Annotated in this window: 16 protein-coding genes and 1 pseudogene; 4 read left to right on the plus strand and 13 right to left on the minus strand. The window is 71.2% G+C overall.

Going from position 1 to position 16,874, the window contains the following annotated elements:
* From ruvC to KBY90_RS01410, 6 genes are read right to left on the minus strand one after another with little or no spacing between them, the layout of a single operon-like run.
* Entirely contained in the window at positions 1-465 is a 465-nt protein-coding gene (ruvC, locus tag KBY90_RS01385) for a crossover junction endodeoxyribonuclease RuvC (protein WP_254966606.1), read from the minus strand.
* 23 nt (positions 466-488) lie between these two features.
* The gene (gene bchI / locus KBY90_RS01390) at positions 489-1,577 is read right to left on the minus strand and encodes a magnesium chelatase ATPase subunit I (protein ID WP_254966607.1); all 1,089 of its coding nucleotides are present in this window, start codon (positions 1,575-1,577) and stop codon (positions 489-491) included.
* Entirely contained in the window at positions 1,574-3,022 is a 1,449-nt protein-coding gene (locus KBY90_RS01395) for a DUF3370 domain-containing protein (protein ID WP_254966608.1), read from the minus strand. Before KBY90_RS01395 ends, bchI begins: the two co-directional genes overlap by 4 nt.
* Before the next feature lie 35 nt (positions 3,023-3,057).
* Complete coding sequence (locus tag KBY90_RS01400) at positions 3,058-4,113, minus strand: serine hydrolase (RefSeq protein ID WP_396122479.1); 1,056 nt, start codon at positions 4,111-4,113, stop codon at positions 3,058-3,060.
* A gap of 26 nt (positions 4,114-4,139) precedes the next feature.
* Positions 4,140-4,943 carry an RNA methyltransferase gene (locus KBY90_RS01405; RefSeq protein WP_254966609.1) on the minus strand — a complete coding sequence of 268 codons (804 nt, stop codon included), beginning with the start codon at positions 4,941-4,943 and terminating at the stop codon, positions 4,140-4,142.
* A complete protein-coding gene (locus KBY90_RS01410) occupies positions 4,940-5,278 on the minus strand; it encodes a c-type cytochrome (protein ID WP_396122497.1) in 339 nt (112 codons plus the stop codon). The genes KBY90_RS01405 and KBY90_RS01410 overlap by 4 nt, the downstream gene beginning before the upstream one ends.
* A gap of 186 nt (positions 5,279-5,464) precedes the next feature.
* Between KBY90_RS01410 and petG the strand changes: the two genes are divergently transcribed.
* Entirely contained in the window at positions 5,465-5,578 is a 114-nt protein-coding gene (petG, locus tag KBY90_RS01415; RefSeq protein ID WP_254966921.1) for a cytochrome b6-f complex subunit V, read from the plus strand.
* A 75-nt stretch (positions 5,579-5,653) separates the two neighbouring features.
* Here the strand turns inward: petG and rsmD are convergent.
* The 7 genes and pseudogenes from rsmD to KBY90_RS01450 all read right to left on the minus strand — a co-directional run.
* Positions 5,654-6,142, minus strand: a pseudogene (gene rsmD / locus KBY90_RS01420) (16S rRNA (guanine(966)-N(2))-methyltransferase RsmD); the annotation flags it as partial.
* Positions 6,139-6,771, minus strand: a complete 633-nt coding sequence (gene hisH, locus KBY90_RS01425; RefSeq protein WP_254966610.1) for an imidazole glycerol phosphate synthase subunit HisH — start codon at positions 6,769-6,771, stop codon at positions 6,139-6,141. The pseudogene rsmD and the gene hisH, both read right to left, overlap by 4 nt.
* Positions 6,768-7,733, minus strand: coding sequence for an LOG family protein (locus KBY90_RS01430; protein WP_254966611.1), 966 nt, complete (start codon positions 7,731-7,733; stop codon positions 6,768-6,770). Before KBY90_RS01430 ends, hisH begins: the two co-directional genes overlap by 4 nt.
* Before the next feature lie 125 nt (positions 7,734-7,858).
* Positions 7,859-8,182: a thioredoxin gene (gene trxA, locus KBY90_RS01435; RefSeq protein WP_186697001.1), complete on the minus strand. Its 324-nt coding sequence runs from the start codon at positions 8,180-8,182 to the stop codon at positions 7,859-7,861.
* A gap of 352 nt (positions 8,183-8,534) precedes the next feature.
* Positions 8,535-9,698 (minus strand): GuaB3 family IMP dehydrogenase-related protein, encoded by a 1,164-nt coding sequence (locus KBY90_RS01440; protein ID WP_254966612.1) that lies wholly within the window; start codon positions 9,696-9,698, stop codon positions 8,535-8,537.
* An 81-nt stretch (positions 9,699-9,779) separates the two neighbouring features.
* A complete protein-coding gene (locus tag KBY90_RS01445; RefSeq protein ID WP_254966613.1) occupies positions 9,780-10,424 on the minus strand; it encodes a CAAD domain-containing protein in 645 nt (214 codons plus the stop codon).
* Positions 10,425-10,510: 86 nt separating this feature from the next.
* A complete protein-coding gene (locus KBY90_RS01450) occupies positions 10,511-11,686 on the minus strand; it encodes a homocysteine biosynthesis protein (protein WP_254966614.1) in 1,176 nt (391 codons plus the stop codon).
* Between KBY90_RS01450 and gyrA the strand changes: the two genes are divergently transcribed.
* From gyrA to crtL, 3 genes are read left to right on the plus strand one after another with little or no spacing between them, the layout of a single operon-like run.
* Complete coding sequence (gene gyrA / locus KBY90_RS01455) at positions 11,685-14,405, plus strand: DNA gyrase subunit A (protein WP_254966615.1); 2,721 nt, start codon at positions 11,685-11,687, stop codon at positions 14,403-14,405. The genes KBY90_RS01450 and gyrA overlap by 2 nt on opposite strands.
* 45 nt (positions 14,406-14,450) lie before the next feature.
* Positions 14,451-15,581: a hypothetical protein gene (locus KBY90_RS01460; protein WP_254966616.1), complete on the plus strand. Its 1,131-nt coding sequence runs from the start codon at positions 14,451-14,453 to the stop codon at positions 15,579-15,581.
* Positions 15,578-16,864 (plus strand): lycopene beta cyclase, encoded by a 1,287-nt coding sequence (gene crtL, locus KBY90_RS01465; protein WP_254966617.1) that lies wholly within the window; start codon positions 15,578-15,580, stop codon positions 16,862-16,864. Before KBY90_RS01460 ends, crtL begins: the two co-directional genes overlap by 4 nt.
* The last annotated feature ends 10 nt before the right edge of the window (positions 16,865-16,874 follow it).

Below are 16,874 nucleotides of genomic sequence, written 5' to 3' on the forward strand. Positions count from 1 at the left end.
TCAGCGCTGAAACCAGCCGGTGAGGGCGGCGGCCAGGGCATCGGCGGCGTCGTCGGGCCGCGGCGGCGACTCCAGCCCCAGCTCCCGCATCACCGCCTCGAGCACGTCCTGCTTGTCGGCATGGCCGTTGCCCGTGAGCGCCTGCTTGATCTGCATGGGCGGGAACTCGGCCACCGGCACGCCGAAGCGGGCCAGGGTCATCAGCAGCACGCCCCGCGCCTGCACCACGGCGATGGTGGTGCTGGAGCGGTAGAAAAAGAACTTCTCCACCACCGCCAGATCCGGCCGCCAGGTGCGCACCAGCACGCGCAGGTCGCGGGCGATCTCCAGCATGCGCACACCCTCGCTGGTGCCGGGGTCGGTGCGCAGGATGCCGCAGTCGAGCAGGCGCTGCTGCGATCCGGCGATCTCGATCACGCCGTAGCCCACCCGCGCCAGGCCCGGATCGATGCCGAGGATGCGCACGCTCAGGCCCCTGCCCCGGCGCTCTAGGCCGCCAGGGCCAGTTCGAAGGCGCTGCGGTCGCTGGGTTCGCCCCGCTCGAACACCTTGCAGAACACCTTCACCACCCGGTCGCCCGAATCGATCTGCTCCAGCGGGTCCTTGCGCAGGCGGTGGCGCAGGCAGCAGGCGGCCACCCGGGCAACGTCGTCCTCGCCCACCTCGGTGCGCCCCTCGAAGGCGGCCAGGGCGCGGGCGGCCCTGTTGGTGACGATGTCGCCACGCAGGCCGTCCACATCCAGTTCGCCGCAGATGGCGGAGATGCGGATGCGCAGGTCGTCGTCGATGCGCACCTGGCCCAGTCGCTGCTGGGCTTCCACCACCCGGCCCTGGAGGGCGGCCTGGTTGGCCTGGACGGCGGCATGGAAGCCCTCCGGGTCGTCGTCGAACGCGGTGCGCTGATCCACCACCTGCACCCGCAGCTCGGGGTCGCGCACGGTGCGCACCTCCACGCTCATGCCGAAGCGATCCAGCAGCTGCGGCCGCAGTTCGCCTTCCTCGGGGTTGCCGGAGCCGATCAGCACGAAGCGGGCCGGGTGGCGCACGCTCACGCCCTCGCGCTCCACGGTGTTCCAACCGGAGGCGGCCGAGTCCAGCAGCACGTCCACCAGGTGGTCGTCGAGCAGGTTCACCTCATCGACGTAGAGCAGGCCGCGGTTGGCCTTGGCCAGCAGGCCCGGCTCGAAGGCGCGCACCCCCTCGCTCAGGGCCTTCTCGATGTCGATCGTGCCGCAGAGGCGGTCCTCGGTGGCGCCCAGGGGCAGGTCCACCATCGGCACCTGGCGCCGCTCCAGGGGCAGCTCCTCGCCCTGCTGGATGCGCTGGCGCACCTCCTCGCTCTGCAGGTCGGGATCGCTGCCGGAGCTGTTGTAGGGATCGCCCGCCACCACCTCGATCTCGGGCAGCAGGTCGGCCAGGGCGCGGATCGTGGTGCTCTTGCCCGTGCCCCGGTCGCCCATGATCATCACCCCGCCGATGCGGGGATCGATCACGTTGAGCAGCAGGGCCAGCTTCATCTCCTCCTGCCCCACGATCGCGGTGAAGGGGTAGACCCTGCGCTGGCGAACTGGCGTCACGGGCTGCTGCTGGCTGGCTGTTGGGCCGATTGTTTCACAGGCAACAGGCTCAGCACCTGCGGCGGCGTGGCGTCAGCGGGATAGATCAGCCGCACCCGCAGGTTGCGGGAGGCTCCCGGGGCCAGGGTCACGGTGCCGAGGGCGGGGCTCTGGTCGCCGGCCCGCTGCACCAGGTGGAAGCGGCGTCTGCCGCTGGCCCGTGCCGGCCCGCCGCCCGGGATGGGCGTGACGTCGAGACCGGCCACTTCGATCGGCCCGCGGAACATCACCGACCGGACCGGGGTGGCGTTGAAGCGCAGTCCGCCGAGGGGGGCGTCGGTCTTGATCGGCGATTCCAGGGCCAGCTGCAGCTGCACCGGCTGGCTGCCGGGGTTGCGCAGGGGAATCGTGAGGTCGTACTCGACGCCGTAGTTGCCGTGGGCGGCCCAGGCGGTGCCGGGGTAGAAGGCCTTGAGCTCGGCGGTCTGCACCTGCTCGGTGCCCAGCCGGCCCCGCTCCAGGGAGGCGATCGGCCAGGAGATCGGCGCGGCGTCGGCGCTCAGCCAGGATTTGCCCGGGCTGGTGATGGTGCCGCGCCAGACGCTGCCCACCTGCACGCCGCTCACCCGTGAGTAGATCATGCGCCCCGGGGCTCCGCGCGGGGTGGGCTCGTGTTCCTTGGGACTGAGGCCGCCGTCGAGCAGGGCCGCCCAGGTCTCCGGCGCCGGCGGCCTGTCGTTGGGGCCGAAGGCCGCCAGGGTGGCCAGGCTCACGGGGCCGTCGCTCTCCAGACGCAGCTGCAGGTTGCGGCCGTTGAGCAGCGGATCCAGACCCCGCACCGGCAGCGGCAGCACCATCAGTGTGCTGAGGGCATCGGGCGCAAGCGTCCAGCTGCGGGCCAGTTCCGGGCTGCGCTGGCGCTTCAGCAGCTCGGTGGCCACACGGCTGCCGGGGCCGGCCCAGGCCGCCGAGGTGCCCTCGGCCAGCAGCGGTGGCAGGGGCAGGAACGGGGCACCGGCCATGGCCGGATCGAGCGACTGGGACAGGGAGGTGGATCCCTCCAGCAGGCGCAGCTGCACGGGTTGGCGGCCGCGGGGCTGGGCCACCACCGCCAGCCAGAGGGTGGAGTCCACGGTTTCCGGCTTGCCGGCATAGACGTGGTGGCTGAACAGGTCGAAGCGGCCGGCGAGGGCCACATCGAGGTGCGCCTCGGGCACGGGCCGTCCCTGGCCGGGGAAGGTGGAGAGGAGGATGCCCGGCCCGGTGATCAGTTCGGGGTTGTTGTCGTTGACCATCAGCACCTGATCCAGCCCGCCGGGCAGGGGCGCCACGGTCTGGGAGCGCAGGATCGGTTCGCGGGGCTGGCCAGGCGGCGGCTGCGCCGGCGCCGGCGCCGGCGTGGCGGCTGCGGCCAGGCCCGGGGCCAGCAGCAGGGCACCGCTGGCGGCCAGGAGCCTGAGGCGCATGGGGAGGAGTGAGGGGAAAGACATGGGCGGACCGGTCAGGGGCGTCCCACCAGGGACTGGGCCGCGGCACCGGCCATGGCGCGGATCAGTTCGGCGGAGCGGGGATCGTTGAAGGGACCGGTGACCATGAAGGCGGCCACGGCCCGCTGGCCACTGGGCAGCTGGATCAGGGCGGCATCGGCATAGGCCGTGCCGATGTCGCCGGTCTTGTTGAGGGCGGTGATCCCCAGGCTGAGCAGCTCGGGGTCGGGCTTGTCGGCCTCCTTGCCCAGACCCTTCAGCAGGCCGAGGGGGATCAGGGTGTCGGTGGCGGAGGTGCCCATGATCCCGCGGAAGTGGTCGCGGGAGCGGGGACTGAGGCTCTCGCCGGTGTCCACCAGGGCGATGGAGCGGGCCAGGTCCCGAGCGCTGGTGGTGTTGGTGCCGTCCAGATCGGGCAGCCAGTTGTTGATCACCGTCGCACCCAGGCCCATGGCCTGGAAGCGGGCATTGACGGCGGACTTGCCGCCCAGTCTCTGGATCACCAGGTTCGTGGCGCTGTTGTCGCTCACCCGGATCATCTCGGTGGCTGCCTCGTGGAAGGGGAAGCGGGTGCCAATGGGCCGGGTGGCCATCCAGCCGGCACCACCGCCCACCAGCTCCTTGGTGAGCTGGAGGGAGTCGTTCCACTTCACACGCCCCCGGTCCAGGTCCTCCAGGGCCACCACCAGGACCGGCGTCTTGATCGAGCTCGCCGCCGGCATCGGCTGGTCCGGTGCGAGCTGGGCGTAGCGGCCGTCGTCCAGCACCAGCAGGAAGGCCGTCGCCTTGAGCTCCTTCTGCGCGGTGGCCAGCTGCTGCCAGCGCTGGCTGAGCTCGGCGAGCTCGCGGCGAGGTTCGAACCGCCCTGGGTCGAGCTGCTGCTGCTGCGGTGTCTGCCCCGGCAGTCCGATCGAGGTCTGCAGGCCTTCGGCCAGCCGGGGGGCCAGCAGCTTGAGGGCCGTGCCGGCGACCACCCCCAGCCCGATTCCCATCACCGCCAGACGCAACAGCAGGAGCAGGGTCTGCCGCCAGCGACTCTGGGGCTGGCGTGGGGGTCGGCCGGCGGTCAAGGCAGCTCCGGAGGGTCGGCCCGAAGCTAAGGGGTGCGCTCCGGATCGTCGCCCACGCTGGTGCCAGTGCGGCCGCGGGTACTGGCCCAGCGCAGCTGGCGCACCATCCCGCGCAGGAGCGCCGCTTCCGCCGTGCTCACCTGGGCCCGCTGCAGCAGGGCCCGCAGCTTGGCCATCCGTGCAGCGGCGGTGTGGGGATGGAGGAAGCCCACGGCCAGCAGCAGCTGCTCGGCATCGCCGAGCAACGCCTCGAGCACGCCGCGGGCACAGGGATCCGCCTGGGGTTGGGCTGCCGCCGGCGGCGGTTGATCGTCGCGCAGGCCGTGCCAGTGGTGCAGCACCACGGCGGCCGCCTGAGCCAGGTTGAGCGAGGCGTAGGCCGCGGCGGTGTCGAGGCTCAGCAGCCGGCCGGCCTGGAGCAGTTCGGCGTTGCTCAGGCCCCGGTCCTCCCGGCCGAACACCAGCGCCCGGGAGGTCGGCGCGGCTGGCCTGTCCTGGGGCTCGCCGCGGGGGGGCTGCCGCAGCCAGCGCAGGGCCGCGTCCAGGGTCTGGAGAGGAAGGGGCTCGCCGCTGCACCGGCCCGTGGTCGCCACCACCCGGCCGCAGTCCGCCAGGGCCTCCGTGAGGCTGGTGAAGAGCGCCGCCCCCTCCAGCAGGCCGGCGGCATGCACGGCCATGCGCCGTGCCTCCTCCCCCAGGTGGTCGCAGCGGGGCGCCACCAGTCGCAGATCGCTCACCCCGAAGTTGGCGCACACCCGGGCCACGCTGCCGACGTTGAGTGCTCCGGAGGGCTCCACCAGCACCACCGCCAGGGGTGGAGTGCCGCTCACACGAGGCCGTTCAGGTAGGCGAGCAGGTCGGCCATGGCCTGGGGCTCCGGCTGGAAGCTGGGCATTGGAGGGGTGCGTCCGCTCACCACCTGACGGATCAGCTGCCGCTGGTTCTTGCGCTCCGCCACGCCGTGCAGGTCGGGGCCCACCAGCCCCTGGGCGGCGATCCCATGGCAGCCGGCGCAGTTCAGCCGGAACAGCAGGGCGCCGTGTTCCACCGATCCGCTCAGTTCGAGGGTCTGGCGGGTGTAGGGGTCGCTGCGGGCCGCCGGCAGCACCACCAGCACGAGCGCGATGCAGGCGGCCGCCGCCGCCAGCACCAGGCCGGCCACCAGGCTGCCGGTGATGCGGCCTCCCAGGTGTGCGGAGGATCCCGCCGGGGCGCTGCTGGGTGGAACGGGACTGTTCACGGGGTGGTCGCGGGCTGGAGGGGTGGCCGTCACCACCCTGACGGGCGCAGGGCTGGGGCGGCGAGCTCCGGCATGGAACAATTGTGGCCTGAAAGCCGCTCAGGCCCTCCCATGATCGAACCTCTGCTCTGCGGCATCGTGCTCGGTCTGATCCCCGTCACCCTGCTGGGGCTGTTCGTGGCGGCCTGGAACCAGTACCGCCGCGGTTCCCTGCTGGACGGCTGAGTTCTTTTGCTCCTGCTGTTGCAGCAGCAGGAGTGTCGTGGTGCCGTAGCGGCGTCGATCGCGCAGCAGCCACCCGGCAGGACTCTCCGGCACGTCTGCGCTCGCGCACTCCCAGATCAGTGTGCCCTCCGGCCTGAGCCAGCCTCCAGCCAGCACGGCCGCGGCGATCGGGGCATACAGCCCGGCCGCGTAGGGAGGGTCGGCGTAGATGAGGTCGAAGGCCGGCTGCTGTCCGCGGCCCTTGCGAAGCCAGCGCACGACGTCTCCGGCGTGCACCTCCACCTGGCAGGGATGTTGCAGTCCCCGTTGCACCGCTTCCAGGTTGGCCCGGGCCAGGGCGGCCAGTCGCCGGTCCTGGTCCACCGCCAGCACCACCCCGGCACCCCGCTGCAGGGCCTCGCAGGCCATGGCACCGCTGCCGGCACAGAGGTCGAGCCAGCGGCAGCCCTGCAGCTCGGCCCCCAGGATGTTCATCACCGCCAGCCGCACCCGGGCGGGGGTGGGGCGCGCCAGTGATCCCTGGGGACTCTGCAGCCGGCGGCCGCCGCTGAGGCGCAGGCTCATGCCGGCAGCCAGGCCAGCCAGCGTCTGAGGATGGCTTCGCCTGCGCGGCCCGATTTCTCGGGGTGGAACTGACAGGCGCCGATGGCACCCTGCCAGACCGCAGCGGTCACCGTGGTGTCCGCGAAGGCAACCCCGGCGGTGCTGATGGCCGGATCCTCCGGGTCTGCTGCGAAGGAATGCACGAAATACACCCAGGCTTCGGGGGAGCCTGCCGGCAGCAGGGGGCTCGGGGTGCCGGGGATCAGGGGTTCCCAGCCCATGTGCGGGATGGGATGCCCGGACCGCCGGGGCAGCGACCGCACCCGTCCCGGCAGCAGCGCCAGGCCCCGGCTGCTGCCCTCGTCGCTGGCTTCGAAGAGCAGCTGCAGCCCCAGACAGATCCCGAGCAGAGGGCGGTCCGCCGCGCACCACTGGAGCAGCGTCTGCTCAAGGCCTGTGGCGCGCAGGCGGTCCATGGCCGGGTCGAAGGCCCCCACCCCCGGCAGCACCAGGGCGCGGCAGCTGTCGATCACCGCCGCATCGGCGTGCGGATCGGCCACGCAGAGCACCTCCGCCCCCAGCCGTTCGAAGGCCCGCCGCACCGAGTGCAGGTTGCCCATGCCGTAGTCGATCAGGCCCAGCCGCGTCATGCCGGATCCGCGCAGCGCTGCTCGGGCTGCTGGAGTGCCGGACAGTCCGGCAGATCCAGGCCATTGATGGCATCGATCAGCTGATACAACCTGCCCACGCGCCGCATGTCGTAACGGAAGCGCAGGCAGGGTCGCAGATAGCCGTCCTGGTCGCAGGTCTCGGCGGCATGGATCACCCCCTGATCCACCAGATCGTCGAAGTCGTGGTTGAGGCGCGCCAGGTCCGTCGCCGGGATGGGGGCGTTGAGCTGCAGTTCCAGCCGATCGCTGAGCAGCTCGGCGGCATGGAACACGCGGTAGAACCGGCAGATCCAGGCGATGGCCTCGCTGACGCTGTGGGTCTGGCACACCAGGGACCGGTCCTCGGGGGAGATCAGGCCCCGCCGGGTCATCAGCCGCTGCACCTCCACCTGCCAGCTGCTCCAGAAGGGATCGTCGGGGGGGGCGAGCAGCACCACGGGCATCGGCGGCGTCCGGCCGGTCTGGATCAGGGTGAGCGCTTCGAACAGTTCGTCGAGGGTGCCGAATCCGCCGGGCAGCACCACCACGGCATCGCTCTCCCGCAGGAAGAACAGCTTGCGGGTGAAGAAGTAGCGGAAGTGCAGCAGCCGGCCTTCGCAGCTGCTCACGATCGGGTTGGGATGCTGCTCGAACGGCAGGTCCACATTCAGCCCGATGCTGGCCTGACAGCCAGCGCCGCGGTTGGCGGCCTCCATGATGCCGCCGCCGGCCCCGGTGATCACCTCGAAGCCGGCCTCCACGGCCCCGCGGGCCAGCTCCTCCGCCTGCAGGAACGAGGGGTCGTCGCTGGTGGTGCGGGCGGAGCCGAACACCGTGATCTTGCGGACCTTGCGGTGGGGCCGGAACACCTCCAGGGCTTCGCTGATGTCGGCGAGCGTGCCGCTGACGATGCGCCAGGCATCGGGCTCCGTCTCATGCCGGCAGATGTCCAGGAGTGACACCAGCGCCCGGTCGATGGTGCGCCGCTGGGGGTGTCCCTCGATCGCGGCCGTCAGCGCCTCGAGGGGACTGACCCCCCCGTCGCGCTGGGCGGGGGAGACGGAAGACCTGGGGGACAGAGGGGCGGTCAGAGGTACTTGCTGATCGTGCCGGAGAGGGTGGTCTTGGGCACGGCGCCGACGACGGTATCCACTTTCTGGCCGCCCTTGAAGACCATCAGGGTGGGGATGCTGCGGATGCCGTACTGACTCGCCACATTCGGGTTCTCGTCCGTGTTCAGTTTGAACACCTTGATCTGACCCTCGAACTCCTTGGCGATCTCATCGACGATCGGCGCGACCATCCTGCAGGGACCGCACCAGGGAGCCCAGAAATCCACCAGCACAGGCACATCACTCTTGAGCACGTCCTGCTCGAAGGAGGCGTCGGTGACAGCGGCTGCGCTGGACATCCTTTGTGGGATCGGGACTTGAGGAATGTAGCAAGGTGCTCCACCGCTACCCGCCCCGCCCTCACCAAGCGTTGCAGGAGGCCTGGCCGCTGGCCGCCGCGGTGCAGCGACACAGGATCAGCGCCTCAGGGCCTCAGCGCCTGTCTGTCTGGCTGTCTGGACGGTTGGCTGGAGGCTTGCTGGCTGGATGGAGCTCCCTTGGCGCTGGCCTGCGGGGGGGGGGGAGGAAAGAGGAAAGGCCCGGACGAGCCGGGCCGGAGGGTGTGAGGAGTGTGTGAGCGATTAAGCCCCCACACTCACAAGATAGACCTCAGGTCCGGCATTCAACCTCGCCGGCGCTGGGCGTGGTGCCCTATTTACCCATGCCCAGTTGCTGGGCCTTCTGGTACACCTTGCCCTCGGTGAGCAGCGACGGGGCCACCACGACCTCCACCCGCTGCATCTCCTGGAGGGTGCGGGCGCCGAGGGTGCCCATCGAGGTGCGGATGCAGCCCAGCAGGTTCTGGGTGCCGTCGTCGAGGGAGGCGGGACCGCGCAGGATTTTTTCCAGGGGGCCGGTGGTGCCTACCTTGATGCGTGTGCCGCGGGGCAGCACCGGGCTGGGGGTGGCCATGCCCCAGTGGAAGCCGCGGCCGGGGGCCTCGGCGGCGCGGGCGATCGGCGAGCCGATCATCACGGCGTCGGCGCCGCAGGCCAGGCACTTGCAGATGTCGCCGCCGGTGACGATGCCGCCGTCGGCCACGATCGGCACATAGCGGCCGCTCTCGGCGAAGTAGTCGTCGCGGGCGGCGGCGCAGTCGGCCACGGCGGTGGCCTGGGGGATGCCGATCCCAAGCACGCCGCGGCTGGTGCAGGCGGCACCGGGGCCGATGCCCACCAGCACGCCGGCGGCACCGGCGCGCATCAGTTTCAGGGCCACCTCATAGGTGACGCAGTTGCCGATCACCACCGGCACGCCGAAGTCGCGGCAGAGGGCCTCGAGATCCAGGCTGGCCTGGCCCTCGGGGCCGATGTGCTCGGTGCTCACCACCGTGGCCTGCACGAAGAACAGGTCGGCGCCGGCCTCGGCGATGGCCTGGCCGAACTTGAGCGCCGCCACGGGCGTGGCGCTCACGGCGGCGATGCCGCCCTTCTCCTTGATCTCGGCAATGCGCCTGCGGATCAGGTCTTCCCGCACCGGCTGGCTGTAGAGCTCCTGCATCAGCGGCACGAACTCCTCCTTGCCCACCGCGGCGATGCGGTCGAGCACCGGGTTGGGGTCGTCATAGCGGCACTGGACGCCCTCCAGGTTGAGCACCCCCAGGGCCCCCTGCCGGGTGAGCTCGACGGCCATGCCCACGTCGACGACGCCGTCCATGGCGCTGGCGATGATCGGAATCTCCCGCTCGATCCCCCCCAGGGTCCAGCGGCTGTCGGTCACCGCCGGATCCACCGTGCGGCCGCCGGGCACCAGGGCGATCTCGTCGATGCCGTAGGCGCGACGGACGGTGCGGGAACGGCCGAGCTGGATGTCCACCGGATCTGAGCGTATTCGGGCCACCGTATCAACCGATGCGGCGCGACCCGTTGCGGGAATTGGGACTCCCGGATACCGGCCTCAGCCGCGGCCGCTGAAGCTCTGCCAGCGCTGCTGCAGCCCCTGCAGGAGCTGTTCCCGTTCGCTGCGGCGGATCACCCGGGGCAGGCCGTTGCGCAGCAGCCAGATCACACCCACCAGCTCCAGCAGGCCGGGCACCAGCGGCAGGCTGTTGATCGCCGCCAGCAGGCCCGCGTACACCCGCAGCACCAGCAGCACGGCCACCAGGCCCAGCCCGAGGGTGAGGGGCGTCCGGGCCTGCTGCCAGAAGCTCTGGAGTTTGCCGCTGGCCCACCACTGCTGCAGCTTCTCCACCAACAGCTCCCACTCGCCCCCTTCACTGCCGGCGGCGGAACCTCCCGTGCCGGCGCCGCTCAGGGGCGGCACGGTGGTGCTGGCCTCCAGCACCGGGGCGGCGTGGGCGGCGGAATCGGCGCCGGCAGAGGCGGCGGGAGCTTCAGGGGCTGTGGCCATGACAGGCGTGGCTGGCGCCGGGGTCTCGGCGCCGGTGCCGCTGCTGGCGGCAATGTCGGCGTCTGCGGCCTCGCCAGGGGCGCTGTCGGCAGGGGTGCTGTCGGCAGGGGTGCTGCTGGCAGAGGTGGATTGCGGGGGCAGGTTGTCGGAGTGGATCTCGTCGTGGATCTCGTCGCGCGGGGTGTCGGCCATGGGGGTGATGGGCGAGGGACGGACGGCGCCGGCGGCGAGCGGCGGTTGGCCTGGAGCTTAAGGGTGGCGGGCGATCCTCTCCCCGCTCAGCTCTCCAGCGGCAGCAGGGTGGGCCGGCTCTGCAGCGGCAGCGCCGGCAGCCGGATCGGAAAGCGGTTCCGCTCCAGGCGCTGCACCAGCTCGGCGGCGATCTCCGAGGCCAGACGGGGACTGTGGGCCGGTGCGCAGCGCAGGCGCCGGCCGTTGAGTTCGAAACTGCCGCTGGTGAGCTGGGCATAGGTCACCGAGCCGAGGTTGGGTTTGATCCGCCGGGGCACCGCCATGTCGAGCACCGGTGCCTCCAGGCGCTCGGGCTCGGCGGCGGCGGCCCGGGCCACCTCCGGATCCAGCAGCGGCACCGGTGCCGCGATCGCCACCAGCAGGGCACTGCCGTGACCGGGGAAGAAGCAGGGCCGCACCCAGCGGCCGTCGAGTTCGTGAAGATCCACGCTCACCGCAGCGCTGGCCCCCGGGGTGAGGGCGTGGCCGCTGCGCTGACGACGGGGCCGGGGCTGGTGGCCGCTGCCGGCACCCAGCACCCAGCCGACGGCACCGGCCACCAGCACCGGTGAGCCGGGCCCCAGCAGCTTCAGCCCCGGCATCGTCAGGCCGATGCTGCCGGCGCCCCCGCAGCTCCACAGGGCCGTGCCATGGGGCCCGAGCAACGGACCCCAGGGGCTGGCACAGAGTCCTGCAGCGCTGCTCATGGCCACCACGCCGTTCTCGCTGATGGCGCGGTGCAGCAGCAGCCGGCCGGTGCCGATGCGCTCCAGGGTCAGATCGGTGTGCAGATCGCGGCGCGGGTGCAGGGCGGTGCCCTCGCCGCTGGCATCGAAGGCCAGCTCGCGGCCGGACAGCAGTGCCGCCAGCAGCTGGGCGCCGCTGTGGCGGCCCGGCTCCACCAGTCCGCCCCCCACCGGCAGCACGATCTCCCCCGGCCCGCCGCTGGCCAGTCCCTGCACGCCATCGAGCTGCACCTCGCGCAGCCGGATCGGTGGATCGGTGGGACCGAGGGAGAGGTGCAGGCTGGCCTGGTCGGTGAAGCCGGCGTCGGCGGCCACCACCACATCGGTGCAGGCGTAGGCGGCGTTCAGGCCGCTCTCCCGCACCAGCCGCCGGAAGTCGGTGGCTGTGCGCACCCGCAGCTCGCCCCGCTGCTGCCGCAGGCGCAGATGGGCTTCGCTGCGCTCGATAGAATCACCCGACTGCAGGCGGTCATGCATGGCGGATCCCACGGGGCCGATCAATCCGGGTGATTCCGGTTCGGACGGGGATTCGCGGGTCATCCAGACCGACCTCCGCAACGAGATGTCGCGCTCCTATCTGGAGTATGCGATGAGCGTGATCGTGGGCCGGGCCCTGCCCGATGCCCGCGATGGCCTCAAGCCGGTGCATCGCCGCATCCTCTACGCGATGTATGAGCTGGGCCTCACCAGCGACCGGCCCTATCGCAAATGCGCCCGTGTGGTGGGTGAGGTGCTCGGTAAGTACCACCCCCACGGCGACACGGCGGTCTACGACGCCCTGGTGCGGATGGCGCAGGACTTCTCCCTGCGCATGCCGCTGATCGACGGTCACGGCAACTTCGGTTCGGTGGACAACGACCCGCCGGCCGCCATGCGGTACACCGAATCGCGGTTGCAGGCGCTCACCACCGATGCCCTGCTGGAGGACATCGAGAGCGAGACGGTTGATTTCGTCGACAACTTCGACGGCAGCCAGCAGGAACCCACGGTGCTGCCGGCCCGGCTCCCCCAGCTGCTGCTCAACGGCTCCTCCGGCATCGCCGTGGGCATGGCCACCAACATTCCTCCCCACAATCCCGGCGAGCTGATCGATGGCCTGCAGGCTCTGATCGCCAACCCCGACATCGATGACCGTGAGCTGCAGGCTCTGATCCCCGGACCGGACTTCCCCACCGGGGGGCAGATCCTGGGCCGCCGTGGCATCCGCGAGATCTATGCCACCGGCCGCGGTTCTGTGACGATGCGGGGCGTGGCCGGCATCGAGACGATCGAGGCCAAGGGACGCCCTGACCGGGACGCGGTGATCATCACCGAGCTCCCGTACCAGACCAACAAGGCGGCCCTCATCGAGCGGATCGCCGAGCTGGTGAACGACAAGAAGCTGGAGGGCATCTCCGACATCCGCGACGAATCCGACCGTGACGGCATGCGGATCGTGATCGAGCTGCGGCGCGACGCCTATCCCCAGGTGGTGCTCAACAACCTGTTCAAGCTCACGCCGCTGCAGAGCAACTTCAACGCCTACATGCTGGCGCTGGTGGGCAGTGAGCCGGTGCTGCTCAACCTGCGGCGCATGCTGCAGGTGTTTCTCGACTTCCGCATCGAGACGATCGAGCGGCGCACCCGCTACCTGCTGCGCAAGGCCGAGGAGCGCGACCACATCCTCCTGGGCCTGCTGATCGCCCTCGACAACCTCGACGCGATCATCGCCCTGATCCGGGCCGCCGCCGACACGGCCACGGCCAAGGCCGGCCTGATTGAGCAGTTCGGGCTCAGCGAGCTGCAGGCCGACGCCATCCTGCAGATGCAGCTGCGCCGGCTCACGGCCCTGGAGGCCGACAAGATCCGGCTGGAGCACGAGGATCTGCTCGCCAAGATCACCGACTACAAGGACATCCTGGCCCGCCGGGAACGGGTGCTGGGGATCATCCAGGACGAGCTGGCGACCCTGCGCAGCCGCTACGACTCCCCGCGCCGCACCGAGATCCTTGATGTGGAGGGCGGACTCGATGACATCGACCTGATCGCCAACGAGCGCTCGGTGGTGCTGCTCACCGAGACGGGCTATCTCAAGCGCATGCCCGTCAGTGAGTTCGAGGCCACCAGCCGGGGCACCCGCGGCAAGGCCGGCACCCGCAGCCAGGGTGAGGAGGCGGTGAAGCTGTTCATCAGCTGCAACGACCACGACAATCTGCTGCTGTTCTCCGACCGCGGCGTGGTGTACACGGTGCCCGCCTACCGGGTGCCGGTGGGCAGCCGGGCGGCCAAGGGCACGCCGATCGTGCAGCTGCTGCCGATTCCGCGGGAGGAGCAGATCACCTCGCTGCTGGCGGTGAGCGAGTTCACCGACGACGGCGTGCTGGTGATGCTCACCAGCGGCGGCACGATCAAGCGCACCCGCCTCTCGGCCTTCGCCAACATCCGCTCCAACGGCCTGATCGCCATCGATCTGGTGGAGGGCGATGCCCTCACCTGGGTGCGGATGGCGCTTCCCGGCGACAGCATCCTGATCGGGTCGCGCCAGGGAATGACGATCCACTTCCGCCTGAACGACGAGGAACTCCGCCCCCTGGGTCGCACCGCCCGCGGGGTGCGGGCGATGAACCTGCGCGAGGGCGACCGGCTGGTGAGCATGGACGTGCTGCCGGCCGAGCTGGCCGACCGGGTCGCCAGCAGCAGTGGCGATGCCGGCGAGGAGGAGGGCGAGGAACCCGCCGCCGACGACACCACGCCGAGCGAGGGTCCCTGGGTGCTGGTGGCCACCGCCAGCGGCCTGGGCAAGCGGGTGCCGGTGGATCAGTTCCGGTTGCAGAAGCGGGCCGGCATGGGCCTGCGGGCGATCAAGTTCCGCCAGCCCGACGACGTGCTCGTGGGCCTCAAGGTGCTCGGTGCGGGTGAGGAGCTGCTGCTGGTGAGCGAGAAGGGCGTGATCGTGCGCACCCAGGCCGATGCGGTGCCCCAGCAGTCGCGGGCGGCCACCGGCGTGCGCCTGCAGAAGCTCGATGCCCGCGACCGCCTGGCCGAAGTGGTGCTGGTGCCGCCCGCGCCCGAGGAGGAGGCTTCCGTGGAGGAGACACCTGAGGACGGGACATCCGAGGGCGAGGGGGCCGAGGACGCCGGCGATCAGCCCGCAGCCAGCGGCGATGGGCCGCAGGCGCCGCCCGCCTCCGAATCCGCCGAGGCTGGCGACGATTGAACACCGTTCCCGTCCAGCCCGTTCCCGTCCAGCGAGGACACCGCCGTGGCGGCCTCTGATCTCTGGATCGCCAACACGGTGACCGATCTGATTCAGGGCGATGTGCGCGAGCACCTGCCCCTCGAGCGCATTCCCCTGCAGGGCGACGTGCTTGGGCTGGGCACCACCACCAGCCTCGACAACGGCGAACTCATCTTCCTGCCGCAACCGGGGCAGGGCGACACCACGATCTGGAAGTGCCGGGCCAGCGATGGCGGCATCCGGGCTCTCCAGCCCGGCGATGGCAGCGCTCACTTCCCCTACGTGTGCTTCAGCGGCGATGCCTCCGCCGTGCGCACTCCCCTGGATCCGGCCCTGCTCGCTGATGCCGCTGGCCGGCCCCTGCAGGAGCTGGTGGGCGAGGCGATCGCGCTGCTGCGCCGGCAGGGGCGCCTGCCGGAAGCCCCGATCTATGGCCTGCGGCTGGTGGCGCGTTGGCAGTCGCTGGTGATCACCGTGGCCTCCAAGCTGTGCATGGGCCAGCAGCGGCGCAACACCGCCATCGCCAGCAGCGCCGCCAGCGAGGCCACAGCGGCGCGGAGCATCTACCAGCTGCTTCAGCACTACCGGCTGGCTCCCCATGACCCGGGCTATCCCGCCGATCCGATCCGCTACCTGGGCCGGTCGCTGCAGTGGGAGTGCTGCGGCTTCCACGACACCGACCCCGAGCAGGGGAGGGTGACGGTGCCCCAGCCCGGCGCCCACCTGCACCTGCATGGCTGCAGCACCGACCTGCGCTTCGGGGGCCATCTGCACCATGAACACCCCGAATCCCGGCTCGCGCAGCTCGAGCGGCTGGTCCTCTACCCGCTGCAGCGGATCCACAGCCTGGCCAGTGATCTGGGGGTCGACGGGCTGGGCTTCAGCGATGGCGCCGTGCGCTTCCGGGTCTACAACCGCGGCGGCCTGGATGTGAGCGATGTGGGCGTGGCGGTGGTGATCGACGACCGCTACAGCGGCCACCGCTACCTGCGGCTGCCCTGGCTGGCGGCCGCTCAGGCGGAGCAGTTCAGCGTGCCGCTGGCGCTGGAGCCCGGCCGGCACCGGCTGGAGGTGATCGTCGATCCCCAGCGGGAGGTTCTGGAACGTCCGGAGCTGCAGGCCAACAACCGCCGGGTGCTGGAGGTGGAGGTGTGAGCGGGGTGCCGCTGCGGGACGTGCTGGTGCTGGGTGGCGGTCCGGCGGCCCTCTGCATCGCGTCGGCTCTGGCCGGCGAGGGGCTCTCGGTGGCGCTGCTGGCCCCCCACGATCTCCGTGCCCCCTGGCCCAACACCTACGGCATCTGGGGCGAGGAGGTGGATGCCCTCGGCCTGGCCCATCTGCTGGAGCACCGCTGGAGCCACACGGTGAGCTATTTCGGCGCCGGTTCGAGCGATCCGGCCGACCCCGCCAACCGACCCACCCCGCACCGCCGCGACTACGGCCTGTTCGACCGCGGGGCCCTGCAGCAGCACTGGCTGGACGCCTGTGAGCGCGGTGGGGTGGAGCTGCTGGCGGGCAAGGCCGAGCGCTTCCGGCTGGATGCCGAGGGACGCTGGAGTGTCCTCGCCACCGCCGACGGAGCCCGCCACCAAGCCCGGCTGGTGGTGGATGCCACGGGCCATGAGCCGGTGCTGGTGCGGCGGCCGGATCTGGGCCCGGTGGCGGGCCAGGCCGCCTACGGGATCGTGGGCCGCTTCTCCGCACCGCCGGTGGAGGCCGGCCAGTTCGTGCTCATGGACTACCGCGCGGACCATCTCAGCACCGAGGAGCGCCGGCAGCCGCCCACCTTTCTCTATGCGATGGATCTGGGCGAGGGCCGCTTCTTCGTGGAGGAGACCTCCCTGGCCCTGGCACCGCCCGTGCCCTACGACACTCTGCGGCGACGTCTGCTGCGGCGCCTCGCCCACCGGGGGGTGCGGGTGGAGCAGGTGGAGCACGAGGAGTTCTGCCTGTTCCCGATGAACCTGCCGCTGCCGGATCTGCGGCAGCCGGTGCTGGGCTTCGGCGGCGCGGCCTCGATGGTGCACCCCGCCTCCGGTTACATGGTGGGTTCTCTGCTGCGGCGCGCGCCCGCCGTGGCCGAGGCGGTGGCCGGGCTGGTGCGGGCCGAGCCCCAGGCCGGCTCGGCCCAGCTGGCGCAGGCGGGCTGGGATGCGCTGTGGCCCCTGGACCTGCGCCGCAAGCACGCCCTCTACCAGTTCGGGCTGGAGAAGCTGATGCGCTTTTCCGAGGTCCAGCTGCGGGCCCACTTCGCCACCTTCTTCTCCCTGCCCGATGCCCAGTGGTACGGCTTCCTCGCCAACACCGCCACGGTGCCGGAGCTGCTGACGGCCATGCTGCGGCTGTTCGGCCAGGCCCCCTGGAGCGTGCGTCTGGGCCTGATGGGACTCCAGGGCCGTGAGCCGGCACTGCTGGCCCGGCTGATCCGTCCCAGCTGAGGGCCGGCGC

The organism is Cyanobium sp. CH-040 (assembly GCF_024346135.1).
Taxonomy (GTDB): domain Bacteria; phylum Cyanobacteriota; class Cyanobacteriia; order PCC-6307; family Cyanobiaceae; genus NIES-981.